Source organism: Marinobacter sp., assembly GCF_965229985.1.
Classification (GTDB): domain Bacteria; phylum Pseudomonadota; class Gammaproteobacteria; order Pseudomonadales; family Oleiphilaceae; genus Marinobacter.
Genome location: NZ_OZ245935.1, coordinates 960,896 through 982,760 on the forward strand (window position 1 = coordinate 960,896; position 21,865 = coordinate 982,760).

Genomic DNA, 21,865 nt, shown 5'->3' on the forward strand with positions numbered 1-21,865 from the left:
TGGAAACACTTTAAAAAAGGACTTAGTGCTGTTGTGACTAGACGACTCTTGATTGTAGAGGATGATCCAGGCCTACAAAGCCAGATGCGCTGGTGTTTCAGCGAAGACCTCGAAGTAGCAGTCGCCTCTGACCGGGATTCAGCGCTGACAGCGTTGAGGCGAGATGAGCCTGACGTCGTTACCTTGGACCTTGGACTTCCGCCGGATCCGGGAGGAGCGACCGAAGGCTTCAGCCTGCTTGAAGAAATCCTGCGCCTTGCCCCCATGACCAAAGTGATCGTCGTGACCGGCCGTGAGGACAAAGAGAACGCTGTAAAAGCAATTGGTATGGGCGCCTCAGATTTCTACCAGAAGCCGTTGGACGCCGACATACTTACCTTTGTTGTCAATCGTGCCTTCCGTCTCGCTGAGCTTGAAAAAGAGAACCGAGACCTGGCCCGGCAGGGCAACGGAACCAACATCAAGGGAATTGTTGCTGCCAGCCCACAAATGCTGACTATTTGCCGCACCCTCGAAAAGGTTGCCCCAACAGATGTGACAACACTGATAACCGGAGAAACAGGAACCGGCAAGGAACTGCTGGCCAAGGCTCTCCATGATCTTAGTCACCGTGCCTGCAAGCCTTTTGCCGCGATCAACTGTGCAGCGATCCCCGAAAACCTGCTAGAGAGCGAACTTTTTGGATTCGAGAAAGGCTCATTCACCGGCGCCAATCAGACCAAGAAAGGCAAGATTGAAAGCGCAAATGGCGGAACCCTTTTCCTTGACGAGATTGGCGACATGCCGATGGCGCTTCAAGCCAAGCTGCTCCGCTTTCTCCAGGAAAGAGTTGTTGATCGCGTCGGATCAGTAAACCCTGTTCCAGTGGATGTGCGAGTGGTCTGCGCGACCCACCGGGACGTCCGACAGCTGATCGATAGCGGTGAGTTCCGGGAAGATCTCTATTACCGGATCAGCGAAATTACACTGGACGTTCCGGCTGTTCGTGAGCGTGAAGGTGACGCCCTTGTGATTGCCCAATCGCTACTAAAATCCCTCGGCAAGCAAATGGATCGGCCCAACCTCGCTTTTACTGAAGACGCTATCAATGCAATCAATGGATATTCCTGGCCGGGAAACGTGCGAGAGATGATCAACAAGGTCAAGCGGGCCACCATCATGGCGGATGGAAAGCGAGTTACTGCCGAGGATCTTGAACTTCCTCTTGGCGAATCGAAATCTGATACTCAGCTGAACCTCAGACAGGTTCGCGAAGTAGCAGAAAGGCAGGCCATTATTCAGGCGTTGCGAACCTGCAATTTCAATATGGCTCAGGCCTCCCGATTGCTTGGCGTTACTCGCCCAACCCTCTATAACCTGACAGACAAATATCGAATCGACACCTCGCAGACAGTTACCGGTACCTGAATCGCCGGTACGGAATTCATAATAAGAGCTGATAAAACAAAGGAACTGGGCATGAAAGTATTCAAGGCAGCGCGAGTCACCCTTCTATCAACCGCCATAGCTCTCTCAGTCACCGCCTGCGGCGACAATCCACCAGAGATGACACACGAAGAAATTCAGTACATCAGTCATCTCGATCAGGCACGCTTTTTCCAAAGACAGGGAGAACTTCGGGCAAGCACACTCGAAGCACGTAACGCCATAGAGCTCCAATCAGACGAGCCTGATCCGTATTTCATCATACTGGAAAATCTACTTGCAGCCGGGGATGCAGAAAACGCAGAACGCCAGCTGGATCAGCTTTTAGCCGCCATGAACGAGCATGAAACAGACATCACTCCTGCGATTGAGAGCCAGGCGAGCCTCATCCGGGCTGAAGCAAACTTTCATCAAGGGGAATTCAAGGAAGCCCTTGCGGCTCTTCAGTCTGCCTCTTTTTCAGATCGCTCTAAACAACTGGATGCCAAGCTTCTTGAAGCCAAGATCTATCACGCTACAGGAGATCATCAACAGGCCAAAGAAGCCTACGAGGCCGCGCGGGATATTGATAACAGCTCTTCACTACCTCTAGTCGGTCTATCACGCCTGGCCTTTAGCATGGGTAACAATGAGGAGGTCACAGCCTTCCTTGAAGAGGCCGAAACTGTGGACCCAGCAGAACCAGAACTTTGGCTTTGGAAAGGCCAGCTCTTCCAGGCCAGAGAACAATGGGAACAGTCCGAAGAAGCTTACATCAGAGCTCTGGAGGACATCGGGCAATTTGACGTAATGACCCGCCGGAAATATGAGACCATGTCGTCCCTGATCACCGTACTTCGGGCCCAAGGTAAATCCTCTGAGGCCTTTGTGTACGAGGAAATCCTCGCCAAATCCGGGCCTGGAATGATCCGCAGCAGCCTGATTGCTGCACAGGAGGCCTATAACCGTGGGGATTTGAACGAAGCGGCACGCAATCTTGAGGAAATTCTTCGGCAGGCCCCAGGCCACACGCAAAGCAATCTGCTATTGGGAATAATTCGTTTTCGTCAGGGGCGGGTCGAGGATGCCGAGAAGCTGCTTACGCCCATCGTTGAGGCAACCGATTCTGAGGAAGCCAGTAAGCTTCTGGCAGCCACCCGGATCAAGCTACGCGATCCCGAAAGCGCAAAAGCGATTTTGGCGAACCTCAAGGATTCCGGAAGCGACCCATCGACCACCGCGCTTGCCGGAATTGCGGCTCTCGCCAGCGGTGATCTGGAAACCGGCGAAACACTAATACGGAAATCTCTTGAACAAAACCCGGGCAACCATGCCCTGAGGCTGCGCTTTGCACGCTACCTGACGGAGGTCCGCAAGTTTGATGAAGCGATTGAGAACGCTCAGACCGTTATTGAGGCTTCCCCGGATAACGACAACGCTCGCATTGTTCAGATTCAGGCCCTGGCTCGATCAGGCGGCCCAGAAAAGGCTATCAGCGCCGCAGATAGATGGATTGAGGACCGACCCTCAAGTCAGGCGCCGCTGCTAATGCGGGGTCAACTGGCGCTTGAGGCCGACAACCTGAAAGAGGCCGAGACCTATTTCGACAAAGCCCAAAAGGCCTTCCCCAATACATCGGCACCTCTGGTGGCGCTTGGCAATATGGAACTTACCCGGGAAAACGAAGACCAAGCACGCGATTACTTCAAGAGCGCACTTGAACTTGAGCCCGACAACCGCCAGGCCCTGATCGGTTTCAGCCAGGTCACCTCTCGTGATGAAACCCTTGCTTTGATGAACACTCTTTCAGACATCCACCCTGACGCCATGGGTCCGAAATTGCTGTTGCTGGATGCCGCACTTACCGAAGGCAATGATAAGCGTGCGGAGGAGCTCACGGCCCAATTACTGGATCGGGAAGAACCAGACCTTCCCTCCGCTTCAGAGCCAGCGGCCATGAATATTTATAGCGGTGTTGCGGCCCAAATCAGAGCAGAAAATCCGAAGAGGGCAGCCTCAATTCTTGAACGCGCTCGAGTACTGTTTCCAGAGAATGAACGCATCGCACTTCAGGCCGCAGACCTCGCATATCAGTCCGGGGAGAAAAATGCCGCGCGCGATATTATTCGGGAAATGAAGCGACTCCACCCCGAATCGGCTAACCCATACCTGATTGAGGCGTCTTTTTTCGAGCGACAAGGAGAGAATCGGCAGGCTTCGGAACTCTATGAGCTTGCTTTAACGAAGGACAATGCTGCCAACATACACGTTGGATACATCAGGTCGCTGCAAGCCGATGGCCAGACCGAGAACGCGTTACAAGCTGCCGAAAATGCGATCGAAGCCCATCCCTCGAACCCGTCTGTGTTAATGACATCGGCAATTCTCTTCCAAAATCAGCAGCAAATATCCAAGGCCGTGGCCGCTTACCAGAGCCTTCTGGAGTTGACGCCCTCAAACGTCGTGGCCCTCAACAATCTTGCCTGGATTTACCATGAAGATGGTGACGAGCGGGCCATGGAGCTCGCTAAGCGGGCCTATGAACTACAGCCAGAAAACGGCGCTATAGCGGACACATACGGTTGGATTCTGTTTAAATCAGGAAGGGCTGAAGAAAGTCTGCAGGTTCTGAAAAAGGCCCACGAACTCCAGCCCGATTCCCAAGAGATCGCTATGCACCTTGCAGAGGCTTACAAAGCAACTGGCAATACAGACGAAGCGAAGCGGATTCTGGAAAAGTTTGGTGGTCAGGGTTGATATAAACAGAGAGGCGATTCGCCGGTATCGCCTCCCGAGCCCTCACTGCTCGTCCCAGAGACCTGAACCGGCGAGAATTCCAGCAACCGCTTTATGCCCTTCAGGCGTCAGATGGCCTTCATTGGGGTGAAATAGTTGCTTTTCTGAGTTAATTAGATTTGCCAGTTCGGGCCCGAGATTTACCACACGGTATTCCCGGTCCTTGAGTTCACTCGACAACGCTCTTGCGGCGCTCTTCTGGTAAACCCCTGGAACCGTATTTTCCCGGAAATACCCGCTGCCGGGCATCAGAACGAACGCCATCTCACCACCCTGCCCTCTTACCATCGTCCTTGCCCTATCTGTCATAGCCAGGAAAAGGGCCACATCGCTCTTGAGACGCTCTTCAATATGTGACTGGAGGGCGTTCTCATCAAAGCCGATAATCGAGTTAATGCGCGTCCCGATCTGGGAATCAGCAAGAAGATCCTGCCAGATCGGATACAGGTCAAAGCCTTCCAAGATCGCTGAACTGACTGACATTGCCTGATACTTCGGGGTTTTCGCTTTCAAGGGAACCGGGCTGTTTTCCAGACGCAGGCGATTTCCATCCAGTACGTAATAGGGTTTTCCGTAACCAGCCTGCAACGGGAATGGGTAACGAATGTCCAACAAGTCGTTGCCAAGGTAGATCACCCACACCAATGTGTCCGGGCGATAACTCAGTAGATCGTCCAGGAGTATCAGTTGCTGGTCCGGAGCATAACCGGGCACGCTGAGGTTAAAAAAGTCTGTATGTGCCCCAGCAGCTGAACTATTGAGGAAATCCGGAAAGGTCTCCCCCTCATCAACGCCAAGCCCGAATGTAAAACTATCGCCAAGGAAGAATACCTTCTGGCTCTCCCCGCAAAATTCGAGAGCATCCCCACGAAACCCCAGTTCGTTCACCTGATACTGCACCTCAAAATCATGATGCCGGTGCTTGCCCTCCCAGCCGGGGTTTAGCTTCCAGCCAAGCCGGGAATCAAACAGTATAAATCCCTCATCCATGGATTCACTGCTTTGCATAGAACCGGTCATAGTCCTCAGAACCCACTCGAAGACTACCAGAACAATCACAACAGAAATTACGACGGTGACAATTCCGAACAGGGCATTCCTGACAGAGTTACCTTGTTTCATCCTCAGCTTCCTTACCAATTCAAGAAGTTTATGTTTCAGTGTCTCAAGAAATTTACAGCTCGGCTAAGTACTGTCGATTTTATTTACACTAACCTCCTCCCAACAATCTTACTTTGCTGTTTTAACAAGATATTTCCGTTCCGGCCTGGTTTTTGCTGCATACGGTACTGCATGTTCGCACAGCGAATTTAGCATTTCTGTGGAGCAAATCAGGACGATTATTATGAAAAATGCAGTAAAAGCCAGCCTGCTCGTTGGAGCCCTAGCCGCTCAACCGGTTTACGCAGATTTGATCAGTGATGCGTACGTTGGATCCGATGACCACGGATACGGCGACGTCATTTCAAACAATGCCGACAGAACGAAATTTGACATCACTGGCGCGGAAGCATCTCTCACAGGGAGTTTCCTGAATCTTTCAATCCAAACCAATTTTGTTAACCACGTGGGTATCTACCCCAACCTTACCAAGGACGGTCTCGGCGTTACTCTCGGGGACCTTTTCCTGGCAAGTGAATGGAACCCGGCCGGTAGCGCCTCTGATGGCTACAAATTGGACAACCACGCCAACGGAACCATCTGGCAATACGGCCTGGTCCTGAATGATCGTTCCAGTAACAATGGCGGTATTGCCAGTCTTTACCAGCTTACTGGCGCGACCAATGACGCAAACGCCATCCTTACCGAAGATGTGATGAGCAGCGGCGGAATTTTCCGGGACGGCCAGGAAACACTCGTCGATTTGGGCAATGAAACTGCGATCAGCACCGGGATCTCTGGCAGTTGGAGCATTGACTCAACCAACAACGTCCTGAATTTCGGCGTTGATCTGGCCGGCACCAGCCTCCTGTTCGGTAATGAAATTGCGTTTCACTGGAACATGACATGTGGTAACGACACCATCGAAGGCGCAGTTGACGTTCCCGAGCCGGCCACCCTTGGTCTTCTCGGGCTCTCGCTCGTAGCCATGTTTGGTCTGCGTCGCCGTAACCAGAAGGACGGCGAATCTGCCTGACCTGGTCATCGCGCTTAAAATCAAAAAGGGGCCTCCCAGGAGGCCCCTTTTTTCATTTCGTCAGAACAGCGTATAGATAAATGGGGCAAAGGCCGAACCCTGACTGAAAACAATCAGGCCACCCAGCAACATGAGCGTCGCCAGCAGCGGAATCATCCAGTACTTTTTCCTCGCCCGCACAAACATAGAAAAATCTTTCAGCAACTCCCACATCAGAACGGCACCTCCAGACTGGTCGTTGGATCGCTCTTTTTCCTGTAGGTCTCAGCGTCTGGCTCGAATGCTTTCGGAATTGGATCCTTTCCAAACAGCTTCATGATCAGGCCCATCGGACAAACCAGGAGAAAGTACACCACGGAGAGAAGTATCACTGAGTTAATACGCCCCAGCGGTTCAGCAATCTTCAGGAGACCTCGCTGGACTGGAGAGAGGGCAGAAGGCGCCAGAAAGGAAATGAACAACAAGATAGCCCCCGTCACCCAGGGCCACCACGGCCAGGAATAACTGAACAGCCATGGGAGAAACACACCAAATAGAACGGCGATGATAATAGCAAGACCAATTCCGAACTTCTTTAAATCTGACCTTTCCGCCGAACGTTCCATCCCTGCTCCTAATCCAGCTCGAATTGATCCACATGATCCATAAAGGCTTCCCTGCCAGACTGAGAGCCCTTGCTGAGCACAAAGTTCCCGACCACCAGGTAGTCCATGTCTGTAGCCATGAAGCAGCGGAACGCGTCTTCAGGTGTTGCGACGATTGGCTCTCCACGCACATTAAATGAGGTGTTTATCAAGACCGGACACCCTGTCAACGCCTTGAATGCGTGCAAAAGGCGTCGATACACAACGGACCCACCCTTGCCTACCGTCTGGAGCCGGGCGCTGTAATCCACATGGGTGACGGCGGGAATGGCTGAACGCACCTGTTTCAACTTCTGAAGCCCCGTAAGAGCCTCCCCATCAGCCGACTCGTGCCTGCGCGTCTTTGAAACCGGGGCAGTCATTAACATATACGGGCTGGTAAATTCGCACTCGAACCAATCCCTTGTATCCTCCTCAAGTACCGAAGGTGCAAACGGCCGAAACGACTCCCGGAACTTGATCTTGAGGTTCATTTTCTCCTGCATTCCGGGGAGGCGCGGATCACCAAGAATGGACCGATGGCCCAGCGCCCTGGGACCAAACTCCATCCTTCCCTGGAACCAGCCAACGACGTTTCCATCGGCAAGCAGCTTCGCTACCCTGGAACAAAGAGTTTCCTGGGTCTCTTCATCGAAAACCGCGTCAAACCGATTAAGGGCCGAACGAATATCCTCATCAGAGAACTCAGGGCCGAGATAAGCACCGTTCATACCATCAGGGCTGTCCTGTCGCCGCTGCGGATGCTCACCCGCATACCAGGCGCTCAGGGCGGCTCCTATTGATCCTCCGGCATCCCCGGCGGCGGGCTGAACCCACAAGCCCTTGAAGCCAGCCAGGCGAGCTACCTCACTGTTCGCCACACAGTTCAGAGCCACCCCCCCGGCCAGACACAAGTGCTCCATCCCCGTTTCTTTTCTGAGCTGGCGAGCCAGGCGCACGACACAATCGTTGGTTACTTCCTGAATGGACGCAGCGATATCCATGTGGGCCTGAGTCAGCGCATCGCTCTCAGGCGCCCGGACTGGCAATCCAAAGAGCTTCCCGAACCGCTCGTTCACCATGGTCAGCCCGGTACAGTAATCAAAGTAATCCATATTGAGCCGAAACGAGCCGTCGGGCTTGATATCAATCAACTCAGAGCGAATGAGCTCGGCAAAACGGGGCTCTCCATAAGGGGCAAGCCCCATTACCTTGTACTCTCCCGAGTTAACTTTGAAACCCAAATAGTAGGTAAACGCCGAGTACAAGAGCCCTAATGAGTGCGGGAAATCAATCTGCCACAGCGGCTCCAACCTATCTGAACTCCCCACCCATGCCGAGGTTGTGGCCCACTCTCCCACCCCATCCAGACACAGCACTGCGGCCTTCTCATAAGGGGATGGAAAGAAAGCTGACGCTGCGTGAGACTGATGGTGGGCAGTAAACAGCAGAGGCGGCAACGCTTTGCGCGCCAGCCCGGAGAGTTCGCACAACTGGGAGCGCAGCTCCTGCTTCAGATACAGCTTTTCCTTCAGCCAGACGGGCATGGCCTTGAGGAACGAGCCAAGCCCCTTTGGCGCAAAGCTAAGATAAGTCTCCAGAAGGCGCTCGAACTTCAGCAATGGCTTGTCATAAAAAACCACTGATTGGACCTGGTCCAGACCAATGCCGGCGAATTCGAGACAGAACCTGACTGAGTGAGCGGGAAACCCCGGATCATGTTTTTTTCGGGTGAATCTTTCTTCCTGGGCGGCGCAAAGTATGGTGCCATCACGTAACAAAGCGGCACCTGAATCGTGGTAAAAAGCTGAAATACCGAGAATATACACAGGAGAGGAATTGACGAAGTCATCATCCATGGAACACACGCGCCCTTGAGTTCAAAACAGCTACAGTAAAGCGCAATACCGCAGGGATTTCACTTGTAAAATTTACTGACGCCAAACAAAAACGCAGGATGGAGAGATCTCCACCCTGCGTTGACCAGCAATGCTAAATAAAGCCTGGCTTCAAGCACTTTGACTGCTCGTGACCATCAGGCCTTTGCGCGCTTCCTTAGCGAAAGACCAATCAGACCAAGGCCAAGCAATGCAAGAGTGCCAGGCTCAGGAACAGTGTACGAACCCTCGGTGATGTCGTTCGCACAGGTCATAGTCCAGCGCAGACCAATCTCTTGTGGATTGAGCGCGTCCAGACCAAGGTCGGCGAGAGCAATCTGGAAACTCAACATCGTGATCGTAGCGTTATTCCGGTCCTCTCCGGAAATTGACAGAGCTGAGCTACCCGCAACCGTACCACCAGATCCGAACCGCACTTCCTGGCCCGCACGAACGCTAGAGGCACCGTGGACATCTTCCGAATTTTGAATCGTGGCGCCCGCAAGGTTCATCAGATTTGCAGAACCAGCAAGCAAAGAGCTCACATCAACAGCATACTCCCAGGATTCACCGTTTGAGGAGTTATCATTCGCATACGGAGCAGCGCCAAACGGATTCCACCCGTCAGTACTGATAAACAAATCCCCATACTTCCAGCCACTGTGTTCCTCGAAATTGGTGGAAACATCAACGTAGAGATAGCTCATGTCGCTGGAAACATCCATGCCGAACACTGCAAAATCACGCGCTGCACCAAGAACATCACCAGCACTACCAGCACCGATATATTGGTCAGCACCGTCATCATCAATCGTGTAAGCAGCTGCTCCTGATGCTACACCGAACGACAATGCGGTCGAGAGTAATAGTTTGTTTAGCGGTTTCATAAGATTTCGTCCCTTTTCCCTGATTTCGAGGTTTACTACAGTCCTCACGCACTGAAAGGTAAGCAAACATTGAACCAGAAAATAATAAACCTTTGTATTCAATGCCCTATAAAAACACAGAGTGTTTCGCTACTTCGCCAATGTAAAGTTAACTGACGGCGCCTTTCCAAATGGAGTTAGAACAAGTAATCTCGGCATCGCATGACGATCAGTAGTACTGGGATGTACTCTGTACAGTAATTGGACCTAGAGGGATCTTGCAGTCTTGATTGAGTTTACCTCCCACCAATCGCCTTCGAACATGTGTGGACCAGTTAATGTTTGCTCCACGCTCCAGCAGGCATTTTCCATTTTTCACCCTATGGGTGAGGGTGCAGTATGAGCGCCAAGGTATTGTTATCCGGCTCTTTCCTGCGCTTGGTGGCCCTGCTGACGGGGATGGCCATATCCCTTTTCATGATGCCATTCCTGGTGAAAAGCTTGGGAGATCACTGGTATGGGCTTTGGGTTCTTGTAGCGAGCACTCTCGGATTCTATGGAGTGCTGGACCTGGGCCTGAGCAGCGCAACCCAGCGCTTCATTTCCCATGCGCTGGGGCAAGATGACAAACCCGAGATGAACAGTGTCCTGTCGAACTCGCTTGCGCTGTTCACCGGTATAGGGTTAGTTGCTGCAATCATTACAACCGTTATAGCTCTGGTTTCTCCCCTATTTTTTTCCAGCGCAGTCGATGCAGAAATATTCAGGAGTATTGTGCTGCTGATGGGTTTTGCGCTGGCTCTGAACTTCGTAATGAACGCCTACAATGGTGTCCTTGTCGCCTACTACAGGTTCGATATCCAGGCAAAAGTAACCTTGTTCAAGAATATATTTCGAGCTTTGGCGGTCGTTCTCGTATTTCAGGTCGACCCAAGTGTTATGAACCTCGCGTTAATCACAGTGTTGTTTGATTTGATCGGCCATTGGATCATACTCAGGTCGTCAATGAGGCAGGCGCCCTGGATTTCTCCGTCAGTGAAGCTTTTGTCAAAACATCAAATAAAACAGCTTACCGGGTTTGGTTGGTTCAGCTTTCTAGTATTTGTAGGCCTACAGATACGCAACAAGGGCCCTTACTTTATAGTCGCTTCCACGCTTTCCATCGCCTCAGTGACAGTGTTCCAGATTGCCAACCAACTGATTTCCTACCTCAATCAACTCCAAACCAGCGTTTTCGGCGTGTTAACCCCTTACTTTACGAAAACATACAGCCAGAACCATCGCGATAAGCTTAACGCTCATTACTTACTGTCACTCAAGCTCTCAGCGATCTCGGCCTCTGTCCTCGCAGGTTCAATGATTCTTCTGGGCAGGCCCTTTATTCACGCCTGGATGGGGCCTAGCTACGACGAGGCTTACCTTACCCTCATCCCTATTGCCATAGGAACCTACTGCGCCTCCATCCATGCCCCAAGCTTTCAGTTACTGCAGGCAATGGCCAGACATCGCTATTACTCTTATTTTGGACTTGTAGAAGGCATACTGATAATCGGAGTTGGCATCTGGGCGACCGAGGTCTTTGGCCTCATCGGTATCGGATACTCAATCGGGGGAATTCTCGGCGTAAGCCGTTTCCTGCTCATGCCCGTTATGGTCTCGAAAATCACAAATATTTCCTGGCGTAAGATTTATGCTGCGGGCTCCAGGGTTACGCTTTTGACTATCCTGGTACACGGCCTTATGTGGCTGTCTCTGGTTCAAATTGGAATTGAAAATCAGTTATTCATTGCGATGCCAACCGTCATAATGTTGTACGTTGTCGGGTTACCTGCCCTCCTTTACCTTTCACTGACTGCCATGGAAAGACAGTTGGTCGCTGGGATTATTCGGCAGTTTCTGAGGAAAGAAGCCTCATCAAGCTAGGCTCTCTCCTCAGAACTACTCTGTTTATTTTTCGAAAGGATGTTAAGACCGGTGCAGATGCGAATTGGGCATTTTATCGAAACAGAAGTCGCAGGAGGCGCCGAACAGGTACTGATTGACCTCGCTCGCTACGCGAACTCTATGCCACAGAAGTTTCAGGCAGTGGTTTTACACTTCGGCCACCCCTGGATTTCGGAACAATGCGAAATCTACGGCATTGAACAGCGTGTTATACCTTTCCGAAAAAACTTCAAAAGCACAATTCGTTTGCCGCTATTTGCGTGGGAATTTGGCAAATGGCTCAAGGGAGAGCACATAGACCTACTCCATAGTCACCTATTCGGGCCCGTAACAGGCGGAGCGCTCGCAGCCTGGGTTGCGAGCATCCCCCATGTTGGGACATTACATGACGTCTACATGATTGAGGAGAAGCCAGCGCGCATTTATCTGGTTAAGCTGGCTGCACTCCTTGGCACCAGACTCGTAACCGTTTCCAGAAATATGGAAAGTTTTTACCGGGCAAGAGCTTCTTTCCCGGACGATTCAATGATCACGATTTACAACGGGATCGAATTGGATGCCAGTACATCAAGAGCCCCCCAGCAAAAGGACCCCGTTTCCATAATTTGTGTCGGACGCCTCGTTTCGCTCAAGAATGTTGATCTGGTAATCAAGGCTGTGATGGCCGTCGCGCAACGCTATAAAGTCCAACTTTACATACTGGGAGACGGCCCGGAACGTCCATACCTCGAGTCCTTGGTACCCCCTGAGTTTGAAGAAACAATCTTCTTTTCAGGCGTCTCCAACGATGTATTCTCCTGGTTACAACGGTCCGACATTTTTGTTCAGTTTTCCTCAACGGAAGGACTATCACGCAGCATTATTGAAGCCACGGCCGCGGGACTACCATCTGTAGTAAGTGATGTGGGTGGGAACTGTGAGATAGTTGAACACAACGCTACCGGTTTTGTTGTCCCTGCGGGCAACTTGGGCGCTCTCATCGAGTCGATTACTAAACTGCTAGACGACAATAATCTTCGCCTCACCATGGGCGAACGGGGCATGCTTCGGGCCAAAAGGCTTTTTTCCAGAACGGCCAACAACGACCGGTATATTAACCTGTATCAACAGTTGCTTACCCTCTAATATAGTCTTTCAAATGTGGAAAGGATGCTATGACCAAAGAATTTAAATCGATCTGTGTAGTTGGCCTCGGATATATTGGTCTTCCCACTGCCTCCCTGCTGGGAACGAAGGGATTCGAGGTTCTAGGCGTTGACGTCTCAAAAGAAGTTGTCGACACAATCAATGCCGGGAAAATCCATATTGTCGAACCGGATCTCGACATCCTCGTGAAATCGTCAGTCAATGCCGGTTACCTCACCGCTTCACTGACGCCAAGGGAAGCAGATGTTTTTATTCTCGCTGTACCCACCCCATTTCAAGAAGACCATCAACCTGATTTGAGTTATGTCGAAGAAGCCACCCGGATGATTTCACCCCACGTGAAGCCTGGGAACCTGGTTATACTGGAATCAACCAGTCCGGTGGGCACTACCGAGCATACCGTCGCGAGGATTCTCCGTGAAAACGGACATGACGTCGGGAAAGACGTTCATGTAGCCCACTGCCCGGAAAGAGTGCTTCCCGGAAGAATCCTTATTGAACTCGTGGAAAACGACCGAATCGTCGGCGGGATAAATGCGAGGTCCACCGAAATAGCCGCAAACTTCTATCGGTCATTCGTTCGTGGGGAAGTTCTCGAAACCAATGCAGGCACCGCCGAAATGGCAAAGCTGACAGAAAATGCCTTCCGGGACGTCAACATCGCGTTTGCCAATGAGATGTCGATTATCTGCGATAGTCTGGGTATAGATATCTGGGACCTTATCAACCTCGCCAATCGCCACCCCAGGGTAAACATCCTGCAACCAGGGCCTGGGGTTGGGGGGCACTGCATCGCGGTCGACCCATGGTTTATTATCGCTAGCGATCCGGAAAACGCGAAGCTGCTGGAAACAGCCAGACTGGTTAACGACAAAAAACCTCAATGGGTCATCGATAAGGTTAAAGCGAAGGCGGCCAAATTCAAAAATCCGAAGATTGCGTGCCTCGGCCTCGCCTTCAAGGCAAACGTTGACGACCTGCGCGAATCTCCCGCCGTAAAAATAGTGCGGCAACTTCAGAAGGAAGCAGTCGGTGAGCTTCTCGTATGCGAGCCTAATATCGAAAAACACCCTGACTTACCCCTTCACAGCCTCAGCGACTGTATTGAGCAAGCTGATATAGTCCTTCTTCTGGTAGACCACAGAGAGTTCAAAGCCCTCAAACCAGCAGATCTGAACGAAAAGATTCTCATCGATACACGCGGAGCAATTCGATAGGTTCATGGAATGAAACGAATTCTTTCTATTTTCGGCACACGTCCCGAAGCCATCAAAATGGCACCAGTCGTAAAAGCTATTGAAGCGAGCTCGTCGCTGGAGAGTATTGTGGCGGTAACCGCGCAGCATCGACACATGCTTGATCAGGTACTCAACCTTTTCGAAATCCGTCCTGACTTTGACCTTGATATCATGAAAGCCGACCAGGACCTTTTCGACGTTACATCAAGAGTGCTGCTAGGAATCCGGGAAGTCATCAAACAGGCAAAACCTGACATGGTGCTTGTACATGGCGACACTACCACGTGCTTTGCGGCCGCACTGGGAGCATTTTACAGCAATGTTCCTGTTGGCCACGTCGAGGCCGGACTACGAACGGGCGATCTGAGTGCCCCCTACCCCGAAGAAGCAAACCGTTCCCTCGTAGCCCGCATTGCAACCCTCCATTTTGCTCCGACCGAGACTGCCCGTCAGAATCTATTGAAAGAAGGAATTAGCGATAATCGGATTATAGTAACTGGCAACACTGTGATAGATGCGCTGTTGATGACACGGAGTCGTCTCCGGGAATACGGGGAAGAACACTGGAAACACTATCTTGGTGAAGGGGCTTATCTCCGCATCTCACAAAGGCTGGGGAAGATGATCCTGATTACAGGTCATAGGCGAGAAAATTTTGGCCAGGGCTTTCTGGATTTCTGTACGGCCATTTCTAACCTTGCTGATCGTTATCCTGACTGGCTCTTTGTGTACCCGGTTCACCTGAACCCCAATGTTCAAAGACCCGTCCGGGAAATTTTGTCTCAGCATTCCAACATCTTGCTAACCACACCTACCGATTATCTGCCGTTCGTTTGGCTGATGAACGAGTGTGATCTGGTGCTGACAGATTCAGGCGGAATACAAGAAGAAGCGCCGTCTTTGGGCAAACCAGTCATCGTCACGCGAAAAGTTACAGAGCGCCCTGAGGCCGTTGAGGCAGGGACTGTCGTTCTAGTTGGAACTGATCAAAGACTGATTGAAGCAACGGTCACCCAAATCCTGACTGACACAAACACGTACCAGGCCATGTCTCGAGCCCATAATCCGTACGGGGATGGAACCGCTGCTCTAGCAATACAAACAGCACTAAGCGATTTACAAGCTGAGAATTCTAACCGGAACTTGTGACATGCGACTTTATTATTACAAAGATCCCCACGGTATCATTAACTTTGGGGACGACCTTAATCCTTGGATATGGTCAAAGCTTCTTCCAAACGGTTTCCTAGATAAAGACCAAGAACACCTCTTAGTCGGAATTGGAACTCTCCTAAATGACAATTTACCTAAATCAGCCTCAGTATCTGTCTTTGGCTCCGGGGTGGGTTACGGAACTCGTCCACCTGTCGTGGATACAAGATGGAAAATTTACGCGTTAAGAGGCCCTCTTTCAGCCAAAGCTCTGCAAGTCGCCGACGAGTACGCGATTACAGACGGCGCCTATCTGCTTCGGGGTTTAATCAAAGACTTACCTGAAAAGAAGTTTCGAGTATCGTATATGCCCCACTTTACTCTTTCCAGCGATTCCCAGAGAGATTGGTGCGAGAGCCTTGGGATACACTACATTGATCCGTCAAAAGACATCCATATTACACTTCAGGATATACTCAAAACCGAGCTCCTTCTTACCGAAGCTATGCACGGAGCGATCGTGGCGGATTGTTTTCGCATACCGTGGATTCCTGTCAAATCAAGTAAAACAATACTGGACTTCAAATGGATAGACTGGTGTTCCTCTCTAAGTATCGATTACACACCAATTAATATTGTTCCCATTTGGGAGAATGTACAAAATAAAGCTCACAAAGAATTCATCAATTTTTCAAAATCGAAAATTAATGAAAGGATATTCAAAAGAGCTATTGAAAAGCATCCAAGATCCCTGAGCGGGAATGAAATATCCAAACTTAGGTTTCAGCAACTTTCGGACAAAATTGTAGAACTGGTAGAGAGAAATGCTTAAGCAATCAGTTGACATGGGCAATCTAAGGGTAAGCACATTGATTGCAGCATTTAATGTCGAAAAGTACATTAGGGAATGCCTTGAATCCATTGACAGCCAGTCTTCGGCTCCAGATGAAGTTATCATAATCAACGATGGTTCGAGCGACAATACACTTAAATTAATTGAGGACTGGTCAAAACTAACAGCCATTCCTGCCACCATAATCTCTCAAGAAAATAAGGGCATAACAAAAACCAGAAATCGGCTATTAAGTTTAGCAAATTATGAGCTCATTGCGTTTCTTGATTCAGATGACTACTGGGAGAAGCACCACATTGAGAAAATGAGATTAGCATTCCATAAGCACCCAAACCTAGTATGTGTTTTCTCAGATGCATCTGCATTCAACAAAAACGGAATCGCAGAGAAGAGTTACCTATCGAGGTCAAACCTAGGTTGCTTTAGATATGAAGAGTCCGGCAGTCTGAGACTGCTGCAGGAAAGAATAACAAGATCGCTGATACCTGGGTGCTTTATTCACCTGAACAGTGCGGTCTTTAAGAAAGAAGATGCAGAGAATATTGGCTTTTTTGACGAATTTCTTCCACTTAGCGAAGATAGAGATTTCTTTATTCGTCTTTCAATAAACGATGGGTTGGCATATTACACGGACGTACATTCATTTGTCAGACAACATGACTCCAATAGTACCGGTTCTAAAAATAGACTTTCAGTTTTAGAAAAATCCGTCTCAGTAGCCAAAAAGATAAAAAATTCAAAATTTATATTACAAACAAGACTAGATCATCTAGAGGCAAGACGTGTGCTTCGAAGAAGTCTATTCAATTATCGCTATACAGCGTCAACAATGGGTATATCATCATATATTGGCGCGGGAGCTCTGCACGATTCTTGGTATAAAATTGTTTGGATCTTGGACATCAAATCATGGTTAAGAGCGTCGGTCGCAAGCCTGAGGCCTACAACCAAAAAAGGGTCCTGTTAAAATGAAGATTTTGTGGCTTTCACATTTGGTTCCATACCCTCCAAAAGGCGGGGTTCTCCAGCGGTCTTACTACCTCATAAAAGAGCTTTCAAGTCATCACACTGTCGATCTCGTTGCATTCAATCAGGCGGGTCTGATTTCCCCGCTATATAACGGCGACGTTGAAAAAGCTCTCGAAGATGCAAGGCAGCATCTTTCGACTATCTGTAATCAAGTTGAGTTCTTCCCGATTCCGAACGAGGCAAGCCGCTCCGGAAAGCTGGGGCTCGCGCTGAAGAGCCTCCTTACCCCGGCCCCTTACACCATAAACTGGCTACGGTCGAGCGAGTTCGAAAAATACCTTCATCATCTGACCAGCACTGAAGAATATGATCTTATTCATTTTGACACCATCAGCCTGGACATTTTCCGGCACTGCTTTGATGGCGTCCCCTGTTTTCTGGACCACCACAACATCGAATCACACATGTTATTGCGGCGGGCCCGCAACGAACCGAACCCGTTTAAGAAGCTCTATTTTTTCCAGGAGGGCTTGAGGCTTAAGCGATATGAAGAGCGAGTATGTCCCTTTTACGATGGCCATATAACTTGCTCCGATGTCGACACTGAACGCCTGAGAACCCTGACACCGAACTCAAGCATCAAGACGGTTCCCAATGGCGTCGACACCAATTTCTTCAAGCCCACAGGTCTTAAACACGAGGAGCGAACGCTCATCTTCGTTGGTACTATGAACTGGTATCCGAACATCGAAGCTGTTCTTTTCCTTTGTAGCCAAGTGATGCCTCTACTCAGGGAGCAGTACAAAGACATTACCTTAAAAATCATTGGCGCTAATCCTCCAGACGAAATCCAAAAATTCAATTCTACGACGACTGATATCAAGATCCTCGGGTTCGTGGATGAAATTCGTGACCACATTGAGAAAGCGACTTTATACGTCTGCCCAATAATGGATGGTGGAGGCACCAAGCTTAAAATTCTTGATGCACTCGGCATGGGCAAAGCTATAGTCGCTAATCGAATAGCGAGCGAAGGCATAGATGTAGTAGAGGGCGAGAGTATTGTTTTTGCGGATTCTCCCGAAGAGTATTGCAGTGCAATCATCAGCCTACTGAACGATCCCGCCAAAAGAGAGCGAATGGGGGAGGCCGCCAGAAAGCTCGCCATTGAGAAATATGACTTCAAGTCAATTGGACAATCACTAACCAACTATTATCTGGAAAGGACCGGCCACTAAAATGTGTGGAATCGCAGGATGCACCGTTCGAGGCATGAGCCAATCAAAGGTAGCGGGCTTGGCAGATGCCTTCATTGCCTCTCTGAAACACCGGGGGCCAGACGGGCATGGATTCTGGTCGTTTCCCGATACAGTTCTTCTTGCCCATACGCGGCTTTCGATTCAGGACCTTTCTGAAGCTGGCAAACAGCCCATGAATTCGGCCAGCCAGCGATATGTCATCTCTTTCAACGGAGAAATCTACAACTTTCCACAGATTCGAGATGAGCTCCAGCAGCAGGGAGTAACCTTCAAAGGTCACTCCGACACTGAAGTAGTTTTAGCGCTGGTTGACTCCATTGGTATCCCGGCAACCCTCGAGAGAATCGAGGGCATGTTTGCGATCGCGCTGTTCGATCAACAGACCGGAAACCTGACACTTGCCCGGGACAGAATGGGGGAAAAGCCTTTGTTTTATGGCTGGATTGGTGAGCAATTCGTTTTTGGCTCAGAGCTGAAAGCATTTCATGCCCTTGGTAAAAAGCTCACCTTGAACAATGAAATCATAGGAGACTTCCTTGCGTGTGGTTACATTCCTACGCCCTACTCGATCTTTAAAGACATATATAAGCTCACTCCTGGAACATACCTGACACTGTCACCGCAAGATCAAACCGGACGGCCACAAAAGTTCACCCCACTGCCGGGGAGCCCGTCAGGCCCGATACGATACTGGAACCTCCAGGACGTTGCCGCGGTGATCCCAGATCTTACGACATCTTGCAGTGCAATCAGTCACCTGCAGGATTGCTTAATGGAAACAACCAGCCAGCAGCTAGTGGCAGACGTCCCTGTTGGCTGTTTTCTCTCTGGTGGCATTGATTCTTCACTAGTGACTGCTTTGGCACAGTCGGTATCTTCAACCTCGGTTGATACGTTTACGATAGGTTTTGACGACCCTCAGTTCGATGAAGCCCGCTACGCATCAGAACTGGCGAGACATATCGGGACCAATCATCACGAAACCTATATTTCTAGCAACGATGCATTGGGTGTCATCGACGATTTACCAACGATTTACGATGAGCCGTTTGCAGACCCATCTCAACTTCCTTCCGTACTTGTTTCAACCATTGCCAAGAAGAACGTTACCGTTTGTCTATCCGGCGACGGAGGCGATGAACTCTTTGCCGGATATAACCGGTATGCCAGCACCTCAGCAATGATGGCGAAAACCAAACGGATCCCAAAACAAGTTCGCGAACGCCTTGGAAGCTTGCTGTGTAATATGAACCCCGGATGGATCGAGAAGCTATTGCCTTTTATTGGCCGTATTCCCGGTCTTAAAGCTGCAAAACAGGCCAACGTAGCCCTAAAAATTCGGAAACTTGGCTGGTTGATGCAAACAAGCAAACCGGAAGACATATATCTGTTCCTTCTGAGTTTTAATGGGCTGGACCCGGATCCAGAACGTTGCCCCGAGATTCTCAGGAAACGCGTGCTTGAGGCTTTCCAGAATCCGTGTGATTTCCTCGATACCGTAATGCTTCTTGATCAACTTAACTATCTGGTAGACGACAACCTCACGAAAGTTGATCGATCTTCGATGTCAGTATCGCTCGAGACCCGCCTGCCCCTGCTTGATAGAAAGGTTGTGGAGATGTCCTGGCGAATTGCGCCGTCGTTGAAACTAAACCAAGGGCAAACCAAGTGGCCACTGCGCCAGATTCTTTATCAACATGTTCCCAAGCACCTGATAGAACGCCCGAAAATGGGTTTCTCTGTTCCGCTTTCGCGCTGGCTCAGAAAGGAGCTAAACTACGAGGTAGGAACCTTGTTGTCCGGTGATCGGTTCAGGAATCTGATCGACCTGGATCATTACAGAGCACTTTGGGCGCAACATGATGGAGGAAGACGGGATAACAGTTTGTTGCTCTGGCCTGTGATTGTCTTATTGCAGTGGTTGAACGCAAACGAAGAGCGTATCGATGGTTTTTAGTAGTCATTGTGTTCTTTTTTGTACTGTGCCGAACCGATCAACGTCTGTCAGCGGCGATCGATCAGAATAGATCCCTCTGACCCAGGGCCCACTGAAAACGAGGGAGTTTATCCTATGTGTGCACTTACGCGCTTTCTCCTGCTGCTAACCCTAGCACTTGCCATGCCCTTGATCGCGCATGGCCAGAGTGCCGAGGAAATCGACCCCAATGCCCTCTACGTCGATAAAGATCATCCCAATGCCTCGGATGGAAATGATGGACGATACCAACAAATGGGTGGGACAGGTCCTCTCAAAACCATTCAAGCTCTTGTTGACGCCTTAAAACCTGGGATGACCGGCTATGTGAGGGAGTCCGTTGAGCCCTACTTTCAAGATCATAGAGCGAGTGGCGCGGCATTCGGCGGAGTAACATTTACGAGTGGCGGAGTTGAAGGGCAACCGATTGTCGTTGCTGGATACCCTGGAGAGCGACCAGTTATTGATCAAAAGTTAGGAATAAGCACCGATCAATCCAAGCCATTGAGCGCCTTCTTTATTTTTCGTGGCGACTATATCACGATCAGAAATTTTGAAATAACTCGAACCCGTTCATCCGGCATTTTTACGAATCCAGGCGCTGCGACAGGTGATCATATCAAGCATTTGATTATTGATGATGTACACGTACATCATTTGTACGGCGGTGACAATGTCGGAGGTATTAGGATAGATGGCTGCGAGTCGTGCGTCGTGAAAAACTCCACTATCCATGACATATACGACACGAGAGTATCATCTAACGAGCTGACACCAGAACCGTATGGATTGCACGCAGGTATACATGGCTACGGACCAAGGAACTCCACAATTGAGAAGTCTACATTTTTCAATTTAAAGCGGGCAGTTTATCAGAAGCAGCCCAATGAGTATGGTGATCCATCGAACGTTGTCAGACAAAGCATCTTTCGCAATGTTGGCGTAGCCTATTCGCTCGAAGTAGCAGGCTACAAAGCGCCGGCGGTGAACTCCGCAGGATTTTACGGAAATCTTGTAATAGATAGTGGAACTGCAGTAAAAGCCGTATTACACGAGACAGCCAGCCAATCCAAGGGTCTAAAAATTTATAATAACACTCTTTTCAACACTACGGTGCTCTCTTACATTCGCGGTATTACAAACGTAGAAGTTTTTAACAACATTGTGGTTGGTAGTGATGACTATCCGATTTATTCCGAGAGGACTGGGGCAGAAGAACTGGGAAATCAAACTCAATACAGCTTTGTGGACTACAACCTCTATTACGGCGTCCCAAACATCGCGTTGATAGACCGCTCTGGTGATTATTATTACTTTAGAGATTTATCGAGCTGGCAAACTGCGGTTACCGTATCAGATGCAGAGCACCTCGCGACAGATCCGGGTGCCAACAGCCTTTTTACAGACCCGCTATTCGCAGACGCTACCCAGGAGGATTTTCACACCCTGAATGATTCGGTTAAGGTCGCCGGTCGTGGGGGCCTTTACAGCAGCGAACTGGGCGTTTACGGACTGTTTGCCGATATTGGCGCGGATGCTGTCAGCGCTGCAATCGCTACCAAGTCTGCAGCGCCGAAACCTCCCACACTTCAGATAGACTAGGTCGCCAAGTTGAGAAATGGGAGC

Annotated in this window: 17 protein-coding genes; 12 read left to right on the forward strand and 5 right to left on the reverse strand. The window is 50.0% G+C overall.

Annotated features, from left to right (window positions below; translation table 11 throughout):
• The first annotated feature begins 33 nt into the window (after nt 1–33).
• Nucleotides 34–1,407: a PEP-CTERM-box response regulator transcription factor gene (prsR, locus tag ACO06L_RS04370; protein WP_082905077.1), complete on the forward strand. Its 1,374-nt coding sequence runs from the start codon at nt 34–36 to the stop codon at nt 1,405–1,407.
• A 51-nt stretch (nt 1,408–1,458) separates the two neighbouring features.
• Nucleotides 1,459–4,161, forward strand: a complete 2,703-nt coding sequence (locus ACO06L_RS04375) for a tetratricopeptide repeat protein (RefSeq protein ID WP_336143556.1) — start codon at nt 1,459–1,461, stop codon at nt 4,159–4,161.
• A gap of 42 nt (nt 4,162–4,203) precedes the next feature.
• Here ACO06L_RS04375 and ACO06L_RS04380 read toward each other — a convergent pair whose 3' ends face one another.
• The gene (locus tag ACO06L_RS04380; protein WP_336143553.1) at nt 4,204–5,322 is read right to left on the reverse strand and encodes a hypothetical protein; all 1,119 of its coding nucleotides are present in this window, start codon (nt 5,320–5,322) and stop codon (nt 4,204–4,206) included.
• A 223-nt stretch (nt 5,323–5,545) separates the two neighbouring features.
• Here ACO06L_RS04380 and ACO06L_RS04385 point away from each other — a divergent pair, with 223 nt between their 5' ends.
• Nucleotides 5,546–6,337: a PEP-CTERM sorting domain-containing protein gene (locus ACO06L_RS04385; protein ID WP_064229027.1), complete on the forward strand. Its 792-nt coding sequence runs from the start codon at nt 5,546–5,548 to the stop codon at nt 6,335–6,337.
• Between the two features lie 60 nt (nt 6,338–6,397).
• Here the strand turns inward: ACO06L_RS04385 and ACO06L_RS04390 are convergent, their stop codons facing one another.
• The 4 genes from ACO06L_RS04390 to ACO06L_RS04405 all read right to left on the reverse strand — a co-directional run bounded on the left by ACO06L_RS04390 (nt 6,398) and on the right by ACO06L_RS04405 (nt 9,724).
• The gene (locus ACO06L_RS04390; protein ID WP_162841250.1) at nt 6,398–6,550 is read right to left on the reverse strand and encodes a DUF5989 family protein; all 153 of its coding nucleotides are present in this window, start codon (nt 6,548–6,550) and stop codon (nt 6,398–6,400) included.
• Nucleotides 6,550–6,942: an SxtJ family membrane protein gene (locus ACO06L_RS04395; RefSeq protein WP_064229026.1), complete on the reverse strand. Its 393-nt coding sequence runs from the start codon at nt 6,940–6,942 to the stop codon at nt 6,550–6,552. Before ACO06L_RS04395 ends, ACO06L_RS04390 begins: the two co-directional genes overlap by 1 nt.
• 8 nt (nt 6,943–6,950) lie before the next feature.
• Complete coding sequence (locus ACO06L_RS04400; protein WP_336143547.1) at nt 6,951–8,819, reverse strand: carbamoyltransferase; 1,869 nt, start codon at nt 8,817–8,819, stop codon at nt 6,951–6,953.
• A gap of 176 nt (nt 8,820–8,995) precedes the next feature.
• Nucleotides 8,996–9,724, reverse strand: a complete 729-nt coding sequence (locus ACO06L_RS04405) for a PEP-CTERM sorting domain-containing protein (RefSeq protein ID WP_336143545.1) — start codon at nt 9,722–9,724, stop codon at nt 8,996–8,998.
• Between the two features lie 378 nt (nt 9,725–10,102).
• On the opposite strand from ACO06L_RS04405, the gene ACO06L_RS04410 reads away from it, so the two are divergent.
• The 9 genes from ACO06L_RS04410 (at nt 10,103) to ACO06L_RS04450 (ending at nt 21,841) form a co-directional block, all read left to right on the forward strand.
• Complete coding sequence (locus ACO06L_RS04410; RefSeq protein WP_336143542.1) at nt 10,103–11,626, forward strand: lipopolysaccharide biosynthesis protein; 1,524 nt, start codon at nt 10,103–10,105, stop codon at nt 11,624–11,626.
• Nucleotides 11,627–11,683: 57 nt separating this feature from the next.
• Complete coding sequence (locus tag ACO06L_RS04415; RefSeq protein WP_336143827.1) at nt 11,684–12,772, forward strand: glycosyltransferase family 4 protein; 1,089 nt, start codon at nt 11,684–11,686, stop codon at nt 12,770–12,772.
• A 29-nt stretch (nt 12,773–12,801) separates the two neighbouring features.
• Complete coding sequence (gene wecC / locus ACO06L_RS04420) at nt 12,802–14,010, forward strand: UDP-N-acetyl-D-mannosamine dehydrogenase (protein ID WP_336143540.1); 1,209 nt, start codon at nt 12,802–12,804, stop codon at nt 14,008–14,010.
• A gap of 9 nt (nt 14,011–14,019) precedes the next feature.
• Nucleotides 14,020–15,180: a non-hydrolyzing UDP-N-acetylglucosamine 2-epimerase gene (wecB, locus tag ACO06L_RS04425; protein WP_336143538.1), complete on the forward strand. Its 1,161-nt coding sequence runs from the start codon at nt 14,020–14,022 to the stop codon at nt 15,178–15,180.
• Nucleotide 15,181: 1 nt separating this feature from the next.
• A complete protein-coding gene (locus tag ACO06L_RS04430) occupies nt 15,182–16,015 on the forward strand; it encodes a hypothetical protein (protein ID WP_336143536.1) in 834 nt (277 codons plus the stop codon).
• The gene (locus ACO06L_RS04435) at nt 16,008–17,003 is read left to right on the forward strand and encodes a glycosyltransferase (RefSeq protein WP_336143534.1); all 996 of its coding nucleotides are present in this window, start codon (nt 16,008–16,010) and stop codon (nt 17,001–17,003) included. Before ACO06L_RS04430 ends, ACO06L_RS04435 begins: the two co-directional genes overlap by 8 nt.
• A gap of 1 nt (nt 17,004) precedes the next feature.
• Nucleotides 17,005–18,243 (forward strand): glycosyltransferase family 4 protein, encoded by a 1,239-nt coding sequence (locus ACO06L_RS04440; RefSeq protein WP_336143532.1) that lies wholly within the window; start codon nt 17,005–17,007, stop codon nt 18,241–18,243.
• A gap of 1 nt (nt 18,244) precedes the next feature.
• Complete coding sequence (asnB, locus tag ACO06L_RS04445; protein ID WP_336143530.1) at nt 18,245–20,221, forward strand: asparagine synthase (glutamine-hydrolyzing); 1,977 nt, start codon at nt 18,245–18,247, stop codon at nt 20,219–20,221.
• 114 nt (nt 20,222–20,335) lie between these two features.
• Nucleotides 20,336–21,841: a right-handed parallel beta-helix repeat-containing protein gene (locus ACO06L_RS04450; protein WP_336143528.1), complete on the forward strand. Its 1,506-nt coding sequence runs from the start codon at nt 20,336–20,338 to the stop codon at nt 21,839–21,841.
• The last annotated feature ends 24 nt before the right edge of the window (nt 21,842–21,865 follow it).

Bases quoted from the DNA above. Each gene is read 5' to 3' on its own strand.
- ACO06L_RS04400 (WP_336143547.1), bottom strand. From the start codon at position 8,819: ATGGATGATGACTTCGTCAATTCCTCTCCTGTGTATATTCTCGGTATT.
- wecC (WP_336143540.1), top strand. From the start codon at position 12,802: ATGACCAAAGAATTTAAATCGATCTGTGTAGTTGGCCTCGGATATATT.
- ACO06L_RS04435 (WP_336143534.1), top strand. From the start codon at position 16,008: ATGCTTAAGCAATCAGTTGACATGGGCAATCTAAGGGTAAGCACATTG.
- ACO06L_RS04395 (WP_064229026.1), bottom strand. From the start codon at position 6,942: ATGGAACGTTCGGCGGAAAGGTCAGATTTAAAGAAGTTCGGAATTGGT.
- ACO06L_RS04385 (WP_064229027.1), top strand. From the start codon at position 5,546: ATGAAAAATGCAGTAAAAGCCAGCCTGCTCGTTGGAGCCCTAGCCGCT.
- ACO06L_RS04450 (WP_336143528.1), top strand. From the start codon at position 20,336: ATGTGTGCACTTACGCGCTTTCTCCTGCTGCTAACCCTAGCACTTGCC.
- ACO06L_RS04440 (WP_336143532.1), top strand. From the start codon at position 17,005: ATGAAGATTTTGTGGCTTTCACATTTGGTTCCATACCCTCCAAAAGGC.
- ACO06L_RS04430 (WP_336143536.1), top strand. From the start codon at position 15,182: ATGCGACTTTATTATTACAAAGATCCCCACGGTATCATTAACTTTGGG.
- ACO06L_RS04375 (WP_336143556.1), top strand. From the start codon at position 1,459: ATGAAAGTATTCAAGGCAGCGCGAGTCACCCTTCTATCAACCGCCATA.
- ACO06L_RS04405 (WP_336143545.1), bottom strand. From the start codon at position 9,724: ATGAAACCGCTAAACAAACTATTACTCTCGACCGCATTGTCGTTCGGT.
- ACO06L_RS04380 (WP_336143553.1), bottom strand. From the start codon at position 5,322: ATGAAACAAGGTAACTCTGTCAGGAATGCCCTGTTCGGAATTGTCACC.
- ACO06L_RS04410 (WP_336143542.1), top strand. From the start codon at position 10,103: ATGAGCGCCAAGGTATTGTTATCCGGCTCTTTCCTGCGCTTGGTGGCC.
- ACO06L_RS04390 (WP_162841250.1), bottom strand. From the start codon at position 6,550: ATGTGGGAGTTGCTGAAAGATTTTTCTATGTTTGTGCGGGCGAGGAAA.
- wecB (WP_336143538.1), top strand. From the start codon at position 14,020: ATGAAACGAATTCTTTCTATTTTCGGCACACGTCCCGAAGCCATCAAA.
- asnB (WP_336143530.1), top strand. From the start codon at position 18,245: ATGTGTGGAATCGCAGGATGCACCGTTCGAGGCATGAGCCAATCAAAG.
- ACO06L_RS04415 (WP_336143827.1), top strand. From the start codon at position 11,684: ATGCGAATTGGGCATTTTATCGAAACAGAAGTCGCAGGAGGCGCCGAA.